This window comes from Tepidimonas sp. HKU78 (assembly GCF_049860815.1).
GTDB lineage: Bacteria > Pseudomonadota > Gammaproteobacteria > Burkholderiales > Burkholderiaceae_C > Tepidimonas.
Map to the genome: position 1 here is coordinate 1,136,583 of NZ_CP187547.1, position 13,533 is coordinate 1,150,115.

Sequence of the window (13,533 nt, forward strand, 5' to 3'; positions counted from 1 at the left end):
CCGTCCCGCCGTGCGCGCCGACCAACAGCTGGTGCAGCAGGCGCTGGCGCCGTCACGCTCGGCGGCGCAGCGCCTGATCGCGCGCGGGGCCGTGCGCTGGCGCGCGCACGTGGGCGCGCCCTGGCAGCCGGTGCGCAAAGGGGGTGACGAGCTGCCTGCGCAGGCCGAGCTGGCGCTGCTGGACGACGCGGAGCTGCGCTACGTCTCGCGCGGTGGGCTCAAGCTCGAGGCGGCGCTGGCGCGCACCCGGCTGGACGTGCGCGGCTGGCGCTGCTTGGACGTCGGCCAGAGCACGGGCGGCTTTACCGACTGCCTGCTGCAGCACGGCGCCGCGGCCGTGGTGGGGGTCGACGTGGGGCACGGCCAGTTGCACCCCCGCCTGCGTGCCGACCCGCGGGTGCGGGTGCTGGAGCGCTGCAACGCGCGCGACCTCACCGCCGAGGCACTGCGGGATGCCGCGGGTCCAGCGGCCGCCCCGCCGTTCGACTTGATCGTCGGCGACCTGTCCTTCATCTCGCAGACCCTGGTGTGGCCGGCATTGGTGCCGCTGCTGGCCGCGCACGGGCAGATGCTGATGTTGGTCAAGCCGCAGTTCGAGCTGCAGCCCGCCGATATCGGCAAGGGTGGCTTGGTGAAGGATCCGTCCGCCTACGCGCGGGTGCAGGCACGCATCGCGCAAGCGGCGCAGGCGCTGGGTCTGCAGTTGCGCGACTACTTTGATAGCCCCATCGAGGGCGGCGATGGCAACCGGGAGTTTTTGGTATGGCTTTGCCGTTGAGTTTCGAGTTTTTTCCACCCAAGACGCCCGAAGGGGCGCAAAAGCTGCGTGCGGTGCGCCAGCAGCTGTATGCGGCGCGCCCCGAGTTTTGTTCCGTCACCTATGGTGCGGGCGGCTCCACGCAAGAGGGCACCATCGCCACGGTGGCCGACATCCTGGCCGAAGGGGTACCGGCAGCGGCGCACTTTTCGTGTGTCGGGGCGACGCGCGCGCGGGTGCGCGAGCAGCTCGCGCAGCTGCAGGCCATGGGCGTGCGCCGCCTGGTGGCGTTGCGCGGCGACCTGCCCAGCGGCTACGGCCTGGGCGGCGAATTTAGCTACGCCAGCGATCTGGTGGCCTTCATCCGCGCCGAGTTTGGGTCTGCCTTCCACATCGAGGTGGCGGCCTACCCCGAGATGCATCCGCAGGCGCGCTCGCCCCAGGCGGATCTGCAGGCCTTCGCCACCAAGGTGCGTGCGGGGGCCGACTCGGCCATCACGCAATATTTTTTCAACACCGACGCCTACTTCCGCTTCGTCGACGACGCCTACGCGCTGGGGGTAGACATTCCCATCGTGCCCGGTATCATGCCCATCACCAATGCGTCGCAGCTGCTGCGCTTCTCCGACGCCTGCGGCGCCGAAGTTCCGCGCTGGATCCGGCTGCGCCTGCAGGGGTATGGCGACGACACGGCGTCCATCCGCGCCTTCGGGCTGGATGTCGTCACCGACTTGTGCGACCAGTTGCGCACCGCGGGCGTGCCGGGGCTGCACTTCTATACCATGAACCAGGCGGACGCGACGCTCACCATTCTGCAGCGGTTGGGCTTGTTGCCCGCCGCGCACTGACCCCCTTACCCTAACCCGCCACGACAGCAAGGAGACCCCATGCGTTTCGAAACCCAGGCCGTGCATGCCGGCTACCGCCCCGACCCGACCACGAAAGCGGTCGTCCCGCCCATCTACCAGACCGTGGCCTACGCGTTCGACAGCGCGCAGCACGGCGCCGATCTGTTCGACTTGAAGGTGCCGGGCAACATCTACACCCGCATCATGAACCCGACGCAGGCGGTGCTGGAGGAGCGCCTGGCCGCGCTGGAGGGGGGTATCGGCGCGCTGGCGCTGGCCTCGGGCCAGGCAGCGATCACCTACGCCATCCAAACCATCACCGAGGCGGGCGACAACATCGTCTCGGCCAGTGCGCTCTATGGCGGCACGTACAACCTATTTGCGCACACCCTGCCGCAGGTCGGCATCGAGGTGCGGTTTGCGGACAGCGACCGGCCCGAGACGTTCGAGTCGTTGATCGATGCGCGCACCAAAGCGCTTTACTGCGAATCGATGGGCAACCCGCGCGGCAACGTCACCGACATCGCGGCGCTGGCGGCCATCGCGCACCGCCACGGGGTGCCCCTCATCGTCGACAACACCGTGCCCAGCCCCTACCTGTGCCGCCCGTTCGAGCACGGTGCCGACATCGTGGTGCACTCGCTGACCAAATACCTGGGCGGCCACGGCAACAGCGTGGGCGGCGCCATCGTCGATTCGGGCAAATTCCCGTGGGCCGAGCACCGGGCGCGCTTTCGGCGCCTGAATGAACCCGATGTCAGCTACCACGGTGTCGTCTACACCGAGGCGCTGGGACCGGCGGCCTACATCGGGCGCGCGCGTGTGGTGCCGCTGCGCAACATGGGTGCGGCCATCTCGCCGTTCAACGCATTTTTGATCCTGCAGGGCATCGAGACGCTGCCGCTACGCATGGACCGCATCTGCGACAACACGCTGGCAGTGGCGCAATACCTGAAACAACACCCCAAGGTGCGCTGGGTGCGCTACGCCGGCTTGCCCGACGACCCGTACCACGCGCTGGCGCAGCGTTATTTGGGCGGGCGTGCCTCGGGGTTGCTCACGTTCGGCATCGAGGGTGGGCGCACCGCAGGCGAGCGTTTCTTGGATGCGCTGCAGCTGTTCACTCGCTTGGTCAATATCGGCGACGTGCGCTCGCTGGCCACGCACCCGGCGTCCACCACGCACCGCCAGCTTTCGCCAGAAGAGCTGGCCCAAGCGGGCGTGACCGAGGACACCGTGCGCCTGTGCGTGGGCATCGAGCACATCGACGACCTGCGCGCCGATCTGGCGCAGGCGCTGGCCGCGGCTTGACCGTGGCGCGGCGCGTGCGCCTGGGCAGTCCGGCACGCCCCGCGTCAACCCTCGGCCGCCTCGACCGTCCAGGCCGCGCCGCGCCCCTGCCGCAGCGCAGAAAGTACCCAAGGCAGCGCCTCGCGCAGCTGCGGGGCCAACGTGTACGGCGGGTTGATGACGAAAACGCCGCTGGCGCGCAGACCCCCCACGGGCCGGCCACGCGCAGCCTGCGCCTTGGCCTGCGCATCGGGCTGGGCGCCGATGTTGAGCTCGGCTTGCAACCACGGTCGCTGGGCGCGCTGCGCCAAGGCGCGCAGCCGGCGCGGCAGCGCGTGCGCCTCGGGCCGTCCTATCACGGGATACCACACCAGATAGCACCCTTGGGCGAAGCGGCGCAGTGCCTCGGCCGCGGTGGCGAACACGTGCCCGTAGTCCGACTTGAGCTCGTAGCTGGGGTCGATCAGCACCAGCGCCCGGCGCGACGGCGGCGGCAGCAGTCGCCGCAGACCCTCGAAGCCGTTGTCGCGCCGTAGCTCGATGGCGGGGTGCGGCTCGCGCGCGCGCCACTGCTGCACGGTCCGATCCAGCAGCCGCCCGTCGGTGGGGTGCCACTCGAACAGCTGCAGCCGGTCCTGCGGGCGCAACAGTGCCTGCATCAGGGCGGGTGAGCCTGGGTAGTGCTGCAGCAACCCGTGGGGATTGGCGGCCTGTATCTGTTGCCAATAGTCTTGTACGGCGGGTGGCAACGCGTCGCCGCGGGCGTGCGCCGCCATGGCCGCGTCCCACACCGCGGCGATACCCTGCGCCGCCTCGCCGGAGGTGCGCGCGTGCTCGTGGTCCAGCCGGTACTGCCCCGCCCCGGCGTGCGTGTCTACCAGCAGCAGCCCCCCTTCCTTGCCCTGCAAGTGGCGCAGGGCGGCCAGCAGGGCGATGTGCTTGAGAACGTCGGCATGATTGCCGGCATGAAATGCGTGGCGGTAACTGAACATGCGGCGATGGTAGCCGAGGTAGGCTTTGCGGCCTAGTCGCTGATTGCGATACAATGTTGGGCTTCGCAGCGATACGGCTGGGCCCCGCGGCGAAACGTTCCACCCCACCTAAGAGGCTGCCAGCAGAGCAGCGCCGACCGTGGAAAAGGGTCTGCCCAAACCACAGGAAACTGACATGACCAAAACCTTCAGCGCCAAACCCGCTGAGGTGGTGCATGAGTGGTTTGTGATTGACGCCACCGACAAGGTGCTCGGACGTGTCGCCAGCGAAGTGGCACGCCGACTGCGCGGCAAGCACAAGGCCATCTACACCCCTCACGTCGACACGGGCGACTTCATCATCGTCGTCAACGCCGACAAGATCAAGGTCACGGGCAACAAGGCCCTCGACAAGATCTACTACCGCCACACCGGCTACCCCGGCGGCATCCGCTCGATCAACTTCCGCGACATGCAGGCCAAGCACCCGGGCCGCGCGCTCGAGAAGGCCGTCAAGGGCATGCTGCCCAAGGGGCCGCTGGGCTACGCCATGATCAAGAAGCTCAAGGTCTACGCCGGCCCCGAGCATCCGCACAGCGCGCAGCAGCCCAAGGCGTTGGAAATCTAAGGAGCGGCCATGATTGGTGAATGGAACAATGGCACGGGCCGTCGCAAGTCCAGCGTCGCGCGCGTGTTCCTCAAGAAGGGCTCCGGCAAGATCACGATCAACGGACGCGACATCCAGGACTATTTCGGTCGCGAAACCTCGATCATGATCGCCAAGCAGCCGCTGGTGCTGACCAACCACCTCGAGACGTTTGACATCCAGGTCAACGTGCACGGCGGCGGTGAGTCGGGCCAGGCCGGTGCGGTGCGCCACGGCATCACCCGAGCGCTGATCGACTACGACGCTAGCCTCAAGCCCGCGCTGAGCGCGGCCGGCTACGTCACCCGCGATGCGCGCGAAGTCGAGCGCAAGAAGGTGGGTCTGCGCAAGGCCCGCCGCGCCAAGCAGTTCAGCAAGCGCTGATTTGCACGGTCTTGCAGGAAAACCGCCCTTCGCTTCGTCGGGGGCGGTTTTTTGTTGGCGGGCGAAGCGCCGCGCCGCGCGCCACAAGGCACTGGCCCCGTCATGGCTTTTGTGTGGAACGGATTTGGGGTCTGCCGTGCTCCTTTGCTATCCTTCAAGTATCTTGTCATCATCAGGAACGCCACCATGTCCGCTGTCGCCGAAACCCCGTCCACCACTGAAACCGAGATGCCCGCGCCGTTGGTGTTCACCGATGCCGCCGCGGCCAAGGTTGCCGACCTGATCGCCGAGGAGGGCAATCCGGACCTCAAGCTGCGCGTCTTCGTGCAAGGTGGCGGTTGCTCGGGCTTCCAGTACGGCTTTACCTTCGACGAGGTGGTCAACGAAGACGACACGGTGATGACCAAAAATGGTGTCACGCTGCTGATCGATGCGATGAGCTACCAGTACCTGGTCGGCGCCGAGATCGACTACAAAGAAGATCTGCAGGGGGCGCAGTTCGTCATCCGCAACCCCAACGCCACCACCACCTGTGGCTGCGGCTCGAGCTTCAGCGTCGGCTGAAGCGTCGGCTCAAGGGGCGTAGAGCGCGCCCAGCACGCGCTCGCCCCGTGCCCCCGTGACGGCGGAAAGGTTGCCGCTGCGGCCCAACAGGCGCTGGCGTGCCAGCCAAGCAAAGGCGGCCGCTTCCACCCACTGCACGGGCCAACCCAGGCGGGCCGTCGTGTCGATGGTGACCGCGGGCAGGCGCTGCGACAGCGCGGCCATGATGGCTTGGTTGCGCGCGCCGCCCCCACAGACGAGCACCTGCCGCGGGGCCAGGGTTGGTTCGTTTCCCCAATCCAAGGTTTCCAGCGCGCGGGCGATGCCTTCGACCGTCAACGCCACCAACGTGGCCTGCACATCCACGGGTGCCACGCCCGGGTGCCGCGTCAGGATGGCGTCGAGCCAGCCCAGGTGGAAGTGATCGCGTCCGGTGCTGCGCACACCGGTGCGGGAAAAATAGGGGTCGGCCAGCAGATCGGCGAGCAGCGCCGGCAGCACGCGCCCCTGCCGCGCCCAGGCGCCGTCAGCGTCGTAGCGCGCCCCGGTATGGCGCTCGCACCAGCCGTCGAGCAAGACGTTGCCCGGCCCGCTGTCGCAGCCTAGCACGCCACCGTCGGCGCGCAGGGCAGTTAGATTGGCGATGCCGCCGATGTTGACCACGGCGACCCCCTCCCCCGCGCGCCCAAAGGCCGCGCGGTGAAAGGCGGGCACGAGGGGAGCACCTTGGCCCCCGGCCGCGATGTCGCGGCTGCGAAAGTCCGCCACGACGGCGATGCCGGTCGCTTCGGCCAGACGGGCCGGGGCTAGCAGTTGCAGGGTATAAGGGGCTTCGTCCTCGCCCAGCCCGGGATGTCCAGGCGGCAGGTGGCGCACGGTTTGCCCGTGCGCACCGATGGCCGCCACCTGCGTCGGCGCCATGTCGGCCGCGGTCAACAGCCGCTCGACGACGTCGGCATAGACCGTGGTGAGTTGGGCCGCGGCCTGGGCCGCGCGGTGTAGCTCGTCAGGCCCCGGGTGTTGCAGGGCCAGCAGCGCGGCGCGCAAAGCGTCGGTCAGGGGCACACTGGCGTCGGCGACGACGCGTCCCGTGCCACTGTCGCCTTCCGGGCCGAAATCCACCAAGACACCATCGACGCCGTCCAGCGAAGTGCCGGACATCAGCCCGATGCAGTGCATGGCCCGTTGCGCGATCGGGGGGTTATTCCGCGCTGGCCTGCACCACCGTGGCCGCCGCCGCGAGCTGTTCGCGCATGGTCGCAGCGACGCGCTCGAACGCGGACCGCCAGCGTGCCTCCAGGGGTTCGCCGCCACTGTTGTCACGCGCGATCGTCAACGGGTCGCGGTGCGCGCCAGCGACGATGTATTCGAAGTGCAGGTGCGGCCCGGTGGCGGTGCCGGTGGCGCCCACGGCGCCGATGGTCTGCCCCTGTTCCACGCGTTGGCCCTTGCGCACCTCGATGCGGCTCAGGTGCGCGTAGATCGTTTTGCGGTCCTGCTTGTGCTGCAGGATGACGACATTGCCGTAGCCGCGCTGCCAGCCCGCGAATTCGACCACCGCATCGGCCACGCTGCGCACCGGTGTGCCCGTGGGCGCGGCGTAGTCCACGCCCAAGTGTGCACGCCGATCGCCATAGACGGGGTGAAAGCGCATGCCGTAGCCGCTGCTGACGCGCGAAAAAGCCAGCGGCGAGGCAAGGAAGGCGCGCTGCAGGCTCTCGCCCTGGAAGTTGTAGTAGCCCCCCTTGGCACCACCCGGCGGCTGGAACCACACGAGTTGGTGGCGCCGACCCGCGTTGACAAACTCGGCGCCCAGCAGGCGGCCGTAGCGCAGCACCTCGCCGTCGGCGGACAGCGCTTCGTAGACGACGTGGAAGGTGTCGCCCGCGCGCAGGTCGCGCCGGAAATCGATCTCGCCGCCGAACAGATCGGCCAGCTGCGAGGCGACGCTGTCGGGCAGGCGGGCCGCGTCGGTGGCGGCAAACAGCGAGGTGCGGATGGTACCGCTGGCCAGGTGGACGGAGGCGACGAGCGGTGCGGACTCCAGGCGTGCGCGCCACACGCCGCCGTCGCGCTGTACCGTCAGGCGCTGGAAGGTGGGACTGTCGTCGCGCGGCAGCCAGCGCGCGGTCAGGCGCAGCAGCCGCCCATCATCGTCGACCTCGGCGCTGACCAACTTGCCGGGCCGTCCGCGCCACAGCGGGGCCGCGTCAGGGTGGCGGCGCAAAAACTCCGCGGCTTGGGCGTCGCTGACGCCCAGCCGCTGCAGCAACGTGGCCAGCGTGTCGTCGCGGCGCGTGGTGTCGGTGCGGTAGAGGATGAAAGGGGCGGTCGGGGTCTCGGTGTCTGCGGGGGTGAAGGCGACGGGCACCGCCTCGACGAGCTCGCGCTGTGGCAGCCGGTCGAGGGCGGCGTCCAGCGGGTCGGTACCGAAGGCGGTGATGCCCGTGCCCAAGAGCAGAACACCCAGGGCTGCCACGACACGCCGCGGATGCCGCTGCAGCCGGCGCTGCCAGAGTTGCAGCCGTTCTTGCAATCGTTCGATCATGCCGTATCCAGTGAGGGGGTGGGCCGCGCGAGACGACACTCACCCGGACCTCGAGCCTGCTTGGCAGGCCCGCAGGGCGCGCATGGAGGGATGGATCCGCCGTCTACAATCGGGACCGCGGCCGGCGCTCGAGGCTACCGAGCCGCGCCGAATCGCAATCCGCGGCGGGCGAATGGGCGGAGTATACCGGCTCTTCCACCGCCGTCATCTGTGTAAACCCCAATGAATATTTCCACAGTATCCACCGACGCGGCGACCGAAGAGGCCTTGCAGGGCGCCTCGGATGCGGTGCGCGCGGCGCTGGCCATCACCCTGCGTGGCTGCGACGAGCTGCTACCGGTGGCCGATTGGGTGCGCAAGCTGCGTCGCAGCGAAGCGACGGGACAGCCGCTGCGCATCAAACTGGGGCTCGACCCCACGGCCCCCGACATCCACCTGGGACACACGGTGGTGCTCAACAAGCTGCGCCAGTTGCAGGACTTGGGGCATCAGGTCATTTTCCTCATCGGGGATTTCACCTCGCTCATCGGTGATCCGTCCGGGCGCAACAGCACGCGCCCGCCGCTGACGCCCGAGCAGATCCAGGCCAACGCCGAGACCTACTACCGTCAGGCGAGCCTGGTGCTGGATCCCGCGCGTACCGAGATTCGCTACAACAGCGAGTGGAGCGACGCGCTGGGCGCGCGCGGCATGATCCAGCTCGCCGCCAAATACACGGTGGCGCGCATGATGGAGCGTGACGACTTCACCAAGCGCTTCAAGGCCGGCACACCGATTTCGATTCACGAGTTTCTCTACCCCCTGATGCAGGGCTACGACTCGGTGGCGCTGCGCGCCGATCTGGAACTGGGCGGCACCGACCAGAAGTTCAACCTGCTCATGGGCCGGCACCTGCAACAAGAGTATGGGCAGGAGCCGCAGTGCATCCTGACCATGCCGCTGCTGGAGGGCTTGGACGGCGTGGACAAAATGTCCAAGTCCAAGGGCAACTACATCGGCATCACCGAGGACGCCAACACCATGTTCGCCAAGGTGATGTCGATCAGCGATGAGCTGATGTGGCGCTGGTATACGCTGCTGTCGCGGCGCTCGCTGGCCGAGATCGAGCAGCTGCAGCGCGAGGTGGCGCAAGGCCGCAACCCGAAAGAGGTCAAGGTATTGCTGGCCAAGGAGATCACCGCGCGCTTTCACAGCCCCGCCGCGGCCGAGGCGGCGCAGCAGGACTTCGAGTTGCGCGCCAGGGGCGGGGTGCCGCAGGAGATTCCCGAGGTCGCGCTCAGCGGCGCGCCGATGGGCATTGGGGTGCTGCTGAAGTCGGCGGGGCTCGCGCCCTCGACGAGCGAGGCCAACCGCCTCATCGACGGCGGCGGCGTGCGCGTGGACGGCAGTGTGATCAGTGACAAGGGGCTCAAGCTGTCGGCGGGCACCTACGTGGTGCAGGTGGGCAAGCGCAAGTTTGCCCGCGTGACGCTGGCCTGAAAACGGCCCGGCAGCGATGGCACGCATGTGGCAGCGGCTGACCCCGAAGCGCTTGCTGGCCGTCTCGGTCGCGGTGGCGCTGGCCACGATCGCGCTCAAGACCCTGGCGTGGTGGCTGACCGGCTCGGTGGGTCTGCTGTCCGACGCCATGGAGTCGGGCGTCAATCTGGCGGCAGCGCTGTTTGGCCTGTGGATGGTGACGGTCGCGGCGCGCCCGGCCGACGACGATCACCCTTACGGCCACCACAAGGCAGAGTATTTTTCTTCCGGCTTCGAGGGCATCCTCATCATCGTGGCGGCGCTGGGTATCGTCTGGGCGGCGCTCGATCGCCTGTGGTCGCCGCAGCCGTTGCAGCGGCTCGATTGGGGGTTGGTGCTGTCGGTGTTCAGTGCCGCGCTCAACGGGGCGCTGGCGTGGGTGATGCTGCGCGCCAGCCGCGTGCACCGGTCGTTGGCGCTGGAGGCCGATGCGCGCCACCTGTTTACCGACGTGTGGACCTCGGCCGGCGTGGTGGTGGGCTTGGGGCTGGTGGTGGCCACCGGCTGGTGGTGGCTCGATCCCCTGATTGCCATCGCGGTGGCGATCAACATCGCCCGCGAGGGCGTGCATCTTCTGTGGCGTTCCAGCCAGGGGTTGATGGATGAAGCGGTCGAGCCCGAGGTGCGCGCCGCCATCGATGCGGTGTTGGCCGACTTTGCGCACACCCGCGGCGGCGCCGAGATCATCCGCTTCGATCATGTGCACACGCGCAAGGCCGGCCAGCGCCGCTACGTCGATCTGCACATGCACATGCCCGCGCATTGGACGCTGGGGCGCGCCGCGGCCTTGCGCGCCAGCGTCGAGCAGGCGCTCATGAGCGCAGTACCCGGGTTGCGCGCCACCATCCAATTGCTGCCCACGGACGTGGAGGCGCACTTCGACGACACGCACGACCTCAAATGATCGGGCCCAGCGTCAGCGGTCACGCGCGGCGTAGGGGTTGGCAAAGCCCAGCCGGGTCAAGATGGCGATTTCACGCGCCTCCATCGCCTCAGCGTCGGCGTCACTGGTCTCGTGATCCCAGCCCTGGGCGTGCAGTGTGCCGTGCACCAGCAAGTGGGCGTAGTGGGCCTGTAGCGACTTGCCCTGCTCGGCGGCCTCGCGGGCCACCACCGGCGCGCACAACACCAGATCGGCCTGCACCACGGGTTCGGTGGCGTAGTCGAAGGTCAGCACATTGGTCGCGTAGTCTTTGTGCCGGTAGTCGCGGTTGAGCGCGCGGCCTTCCTCGGCATCGACGATGCGCACGGCGATCTCGGCATCGCGCTCGAGCGCGTGGCGGATCCAGCGCGCGACCGCATGGCGCGGTAGCGCGGCGCGGTGCGCGGCTGCGTCGTCGAAACGGGCAAACTGCAACGACAGGGTGAGCGTGGGCAGGGGCATGGCAGGTCAAGCCGCCGCGGGTGGGCGGGCTTCGTAGGCATCGACGATGCGCGCCACCAGCGGATGGCGCACCACGTCGGCGCTGGTCAGGCGCGCAAACGCGATGCCTTGCACGCGCCGCAGCACGCGCTCGGCGTCGATCAAGCCCGAGAGTTGCGAGCGCGGCAGGTCGATCTGGCTGACGTCGCCCGTGATCACGGCCTTCGATCCAAAGCCGATGCGCGTCAAAAACATCTTCATTTGCTCAGGCGTGGTGTTTTGCGCCTCGTCCAGGATGACGAAGGCGTGGTTGAGCGTGCGCCCGCGCATGAACGCCAGCGGCGCGATCTCGATCTGCTGGCGCTCGAAGGCTTTTTGCACCGCCTCGAAGCCCATCAGGTCGTACAGCGCGTCGAACAGCGGTCGCAAGTAGGGGTCGACTTTTTGCGCCAGGTCGCCGGGCAAAAAGCCCAGCCGCTCGCCGGCCTCCACCGCCGGGCGCGTCAGCACCAGGCGTTGCACCGCGCTGCGCTGCAGCGCATCCACCGCGCAGGCCACGGCCAGGTACGTCTTGCCGGTGCCCGCCGGCCCGATGCCAAACGTGATGTCGTGGCTCGCGATGGCGGCCAAGTAATGCGCCTGGTTGGCGGTTCGGCCACGAATCTCGCCCCGGCGCGTTTGCAGCACCGGGCCGGGGGTGCCGGGCGCGTCCGGCGGCCCATCACCGGCGAGCATGAGTTGCACCGTCTCGGCCGCGATCGGCTCGCGCGCCAGCTCGTACAGGGCTTGCAGCACCTCCATCGCCTGGGTGGCGGCGGCCTTGGGGCCCTCGACGCGAAAGTGTTCGAAGCGGTGCGCGATGCGCACCTGCAGGGCGGCCTCGACCGTGCGCAGGTGCTGGTCCAGCGGCCCACACAGGTTGGCCAGCCGCGTGTTGTCGGCGGGGGAGAATGCGTGGCGCAGGATCAAGCCGATAATCCCAGGGTGTTGAACGAGAGGCCCCAATGATAGGCAAACTCACCGGCACCCTGCTGGACAAACACCCGCCGCAGATCGTGGTCGACTGCCACGGCGTGGGCTACGAGGTCGAAGTGCCCATGAGCACGTTCTACGGCCTGCCCGCCACCGGCGAGCGCGTGGCGCTGCTGACGCACCTGGTGGTGCGCGAGGACGCGCACCTGTTGTACGGCTTTGCCAGCGCGGCCGAGCGCGACGCGTTTCGCGCGCTGATCAAGATCAGCGGCGTGGGTCCGCGCATTGCGCTGGCGCTGCTGTCAGGCCTGAGCGTGGCGGAACTCGCGCAGGCGGTGGCCGCGCAGGAGGCGGGTCGCTTGGTCAAGATCCCGGGCATCGGCAAAAAGACCGCCGAGCGGCTGCTGCTGGAGCTCAAGGGCAAGCTCGCTCCCGATTTGGCACCGCCCACGGCGGCCCCGGTGAGCGACGCGCACGCCGATATCCAGCAGGCGCTGCTGGCGCTGGGCTACCACGAGCGCGAGGCGGCGGCGGCGCTGCAGGCGCTGCCTGCCGACGTGGGGGTGAGCGAGGGCATCAAGCTGGCGCTCAAGGCGCTGGCCAAGTGAGGAAGCCGCCGTGACGATCGAGACCGACGATTTTGCGCCCAGCCCGCGGTCGCGGCTGGTGTCGGCCGCGCCGGAGTCAGGCCGCGAGGAGGCCCTGGAGCGCGCGTTGCGCCCTAAGGGCTTGGACGAGTACGTGGGCCAGACCAAGGTGCGCGAGCAGCTCGAAATCTTCATCGGCGCGGCCAAGAAGCGCGGCGAAGCGCTGGACCACGTGCTGCTGTTCGGCCCGCCCGGGCTGGGCAAGACGACGCTGTCGCACATCATCGCGTACGAGATGGGCGTCAATCTGCGCCAGACGAGTGGCCCCGTGCTGGAAAAGCCCAAGGACTTGGCGGCTCTGCTGACGGCCTTGGAGCCCAACGATGTGTTGTTCATCGACGAAATCCATCGGCTGAGTCCCGTGGTCGAGGAGATTCTGTATCCGGCGCTGGAGGACTACCAGATCGACATCATGATCGGCGAGGGGCCGGCGGCGCGCTCGATCAAGCTGGATCTGCAGCCTTTTACGCTGGTGGGGGCCACCACGCGCGCGGGCATGTTGACCAACCCGCTGCGCGATCGCTTCGGCATCGTGGCGCGGCTGGAGTTTTATTCGGCCGAGGAACTCACGCGCATCGTGACGCGCTCGGCGGGGCTGCTGGGTGCGCCGATCGAGCCCGAGGGTGCCTTCGAGATCGCGCGCCGCTCGCGCGGCACGCCGCGCATCGCCAACCGGTTGCTGCGGCGGGTGCGCGACTACGCCCAGGTCAAGGGCAGCGGCACCATCACGCAGGAGATGGCCAACCGTGCGTTGGCCATGCTGGACGTGGACCCGCTGGGCTTCGACCTGATGGACCGCAAGCTGCTGGAGGCAGTGATCCACAAGTTCGACGGCGGCCCAGTCGGGCTGGACAACATCGCCGCCAGCATCGGCGAGGAGCCGGGCACGATCGAGGACGTGATCGAGCCCTATCTGATCCAGCAAGGCTACTTGCAGCGCACGCCGCGTGGCCGCTGCGCCACCTTGGCCGCGTATCGCCATCTGGGGCTGCAGCCGCCGGCGGCCGCGGGCGGGCTGTTCGCCGACGCGGGGTAGGGTGATGCGG

15 protein-coding genes are annotated in these 13,533 nt (G+C 68.5%); 10 read left to right on the forward strand and 5 right to left on the reverse strand.

Going from position 1 to position 13,533, the window contains the following annotated elements; all coding sequences use genetic code 11:
- Positions 1–10: 10 nt before the first annotated feature.
- From ACPYIS_RS05545 to ACPYIS_RS05555, 3 genes are read left to right on the forward strand one after another with little or no spacing between them, the layout of a single operon-like run.
- Positions 11–778, forward strand: a complete 768-nt coding sequence (locus ACPYIS_RS05545; RefSeq protein WP_424859808.1) for a TlyA family RNA methyltransferase — start codon at positions 11–13, stop codon at positions 776–778.
- Positions 763–1,605 (forward strand): methylenetetrahydrofolate reductase [NAD(P)H], encoded by an 843-nt coding sequence (metF, locus tag ACPYIS_RS05550; protein ID WP_299023051.1) that lies wholly within the window; start codon positions 763–765, stop codon positions 1,603–1,605. The genes ACPYIS_RS05545 and metF overlap by 16 nt, the downstream gene beginning before the upstream one ends.
- A 39-nt stretch (positions 1,606–1,644) precedes the next feature.
- Positions 1,645–2,916: an O-acetylhomoserine aminocarboxypropyltransferase/cysteine synthase family protein gene (locus ACPYIS_RS05555; protein ID WP_299023049.1), complete on the forward strand. Its 1,272-nt coding sequence runs from the start codon at positions 1,645–1,647 to the stop codon at positions 2,914–2,916.
- 44 nt (positions 2,917–2,960) lie between these two features.
- Here ACPYIS_RS05555 and ACPYIS_RS05560 read toward each other — a convergent pair whose 3' ends face one another.
- Entirely contained in the window at positions 2,961–3,887 is a 927-nt protein-coding gene (locus tag ACPYIS_RS05560) for a 23S rRNA (adenine(2030)-N(6))-methyltransferase RlmJ (protein ID WP_299023047.1), read from the reverse strand.
- Positions 3,888–4,062: 175 nt separating this feature from the next.
- Here ACPYIS_RS05560 and rplM point away from each other — a divergent pair, with 175 nt between their 5' ends.
- The 3 genes from rplM (at position 4,063) to erpA (ending at position 5,460) form a co-directional block, all read left to right on the forward strand.
- The gene (rplM, locus tag ACPYIS_RS05565; protein WP_299023046.1) at positions 4,063–4,494 is read left to right on the forward strand and encodes a 50S ribosomal protein L13; all 432 of its coding nucleotides are present in this window, start codon (positions 4,063–4,065) and stop codon (positions 4,492–4,494) included.
- Positions 4,495–4,503: 9 nt separating this feature from the next.
- Positions 4,504–4,896 (forward strand): 30S ribosomal protein S9, encoded by a 393-nt coding sequence (gene rpsI / locus ACPYIS_RS05570; RefSeq protein WP_299023045.1) that lies wholly within the window; start codon positions 4,504–4,506, stop codon positions 4,894–4,896.
- Positions 4,897–5,082: 186 nt separating this feature from the next.
- On the forward strand, positions 5,083–5,460 hold the full coding sequence (gene erpA, locus ACPYIS_RS05575; protein ID WP_299023044.1) for an iron-sulfur cluster insertion protein ErpA: 378 nt from the start codon (positions 5,083–5,085) through the stop codon (positions 5,458–5,460).
- Positions 5,461–5,469: 9 nt separating this feature from the next.
- On the opposite strand, the gene ACPYIS_RS05580 is transcribed toward erpA, so the two are convergent.
- Positions 5,470–6,618 carry an anhydro-N-acetylmuramic acid kinase gene (locus ACPYIS_RS05580; protein ID WP_424859807.1) on the reverse strand — a complete coding sequence of 383 codons (1,149 nt, stop codon included), beginning with the start codon at positions 6,616–6,618 and terminating at the stop codon, positions 5,470–5,472.
- Between the two features lie 22 nt (positions 6,619–6,640).
- Entirely contained in the window at positions 6,641–7,987 is a 1,347-nt protein-coding gene (locus ACPYIS_RS05585) for a M23 family metallopeptidase (RefSeq protein ID WP_424859806.1), read from the reverse strand.
- A gap of 222 nt (positions 7,988–8,209) precedes the next feature.
- On the opposite strand from ACPYIS_RS05585, the gene tyrS reads away from it, so the two are divergent.
- The gene (gene tyrS / locus ACPYIS_RS05590) at positions 8,210–9,466 is read left to right on the forward strand and encodes a tyrosine--tRNA ligase (RefSeq protein WP_424894976.1); all 1,257 of its coding nucleotides are present in this window, start codon (positions 8,210–8,212) and stop codon (positions 9,464–9,466) included.
- A gap of 16 nt (positions 9,467–9,482) precedes the next feature.
- On the forward strand, positions 9,483–10,409 hold the full coding sequence (locus ACPYIS_RS05595; protein WP_299021265.1) for a cation diffusion facilitator family transporter: 927 nt from the start codon (positions 9,483–9,485) through the stop codon (positions 10,407–10,409).
- Between the two features lie 12 nt (positions 10,410–10,421).
- Here the strand turns inward: ACPYIS_RS05595 and ybeY are convergent, their stop codons facing one another.
- The gene (ybeY, locus tag ACPYIS_RS05600) at positions 10,422–10,889 is read right to left on the reverse strand and encodes an rRNA maturation RNase YbeY (protein ID WP_299021264.1); all 468 of its coding nucleotides are present in this window, start codon (positions 10,887–10,889) and stop codon (positions 10,422–10,424) included.
- Between the two features lie 6 nt (positions 10,890–10,895).
- The gene (locus tag ACPYIS_RS05605; protein ID WP_424894975.1) at positions 10,896–11,837 is read right to left on the reverse strand and encodes a PhoH family protein; all 942 of its coding nucleotides are present in this window, start codon (positions 11,835–11,837) and stop codon (positions 10,896–10,898) included.
- 35 nt (positions 11,838–11,872) lie between these two features.
- Here ACPYIS_RS05605 and ruvA point away from each other — a divergent pair, with 35 nt between their 5' ends.
- Together ruvA and ruvB are read left to right on the forward strand one after the other, a co-directional pair.
- The gene (gene ruvA, locus ACPYIS_RS05610; RefSeq protein ID WP_299021260.1) at positions 11,873–12,448 is read left to right on the forward strand and encodes a Holliday junction branch migration protein RuvA; all 576 of its coding nucleotides are present in this window, start codon (positions 11,873–11,875) and stop codon (positions 12,446–12,448) included.
- 10 nt (positions 12,449–12,458) lie between these two features.
- The gene (gene ruvB, locus ACPYIS_RS05615; protein ID WP_299021257.1) at positions 12,459–13,523 is read left to right on the forward strand and encodes a Holliday junction branch migration DNA helicase RuvB; all 1,065 of its coding nucleotides are present in this window, start codon (positions 12,459–12,461) and stop codon (positions 13,521–13,523) included.
- Positions 13,524–13,533 lie beyond the last annotated feature (10 nt).

Coding starts and splice junctions, on each gene's coding strand:
- rpsI (WP_299023045.1), top strand. CDS start 4,504: ATGATTGGTGAATGGAACAATGGCACGGGCCGTCGCAAGTCCAGCGTC.
- ybeY (WP_299021264.1), bottom strand. CDS start 10,889: ATGCCCCTGCCCACGCTCACCCTGTCGTTGCAGTTTGCCCGTTTCGAC.
- ACPYIS_RS05595 (WP_299021265.1), top strand. CDS start 9,483: ATGGCACGCATGTGGCAGCGGCTGACCCCGAAGCGCTTGCTGGCCGTC.
- ACPYIS_RS05585 (WP_424859806.1), bottom strand. CDS start 7,987: ATGATCGAACGATTGCAAGAACGGCTGCAACTCTGGCAGCGCCGGCTG.
- tyrS (WP_424894976.1), top strand. CDS start 8,210: ATGAATATTTCCACAGTATCCACCGACGCGGCGACCGAAGAGGCCTTG.
- ruvA (WP_299021260.1), top strand. CDS start 11,873: ATGATAGGCAAACTCACCGGCACCCTGCTGGACAAACACCCGCCGCAG.
- erpA (WP_299023044.1), top strand. CDS start 5,083: ATGTCCGCTGTCGCCGAAACCCCGTCCACCACTGAAACCGAGATGCCC.
- ACPYIS_RS05555 (WP_299023049.1), top strand. CDS start 1,645: ATGCGTTTCGAAACCCAGGCCGTGCATGCCGGCTACCGCCCCGACCCG.
- rplM (WP_299023046.1), top strand. CDS start 4,063: ATGACCAAAACCTTCAGCGCCAAACCCGCTGAGGTGGTGCATGAGTGG.
- ACPYIS_RS05560 (WP_299023047.1), bottom strand. CDS start 3,887: ATGTTCAGTTACCGCCACGCATTTCATGCCGGCAATCATGCCGACGTT.
- ACPYIS_RS05580 (WP_424859807.1), bottom strand. CDS start 6,618: ATGCACTGCATCGGGCTGATGTCCGGCACTTCGCTGGACGGCGTCGAT.
- metF (WP_299023051.1), top strand. CDS start 763: ATGGCTTTGCCGTTGAGTTTCGAGTTTTTTCCACCCAAGACGCCCGAA.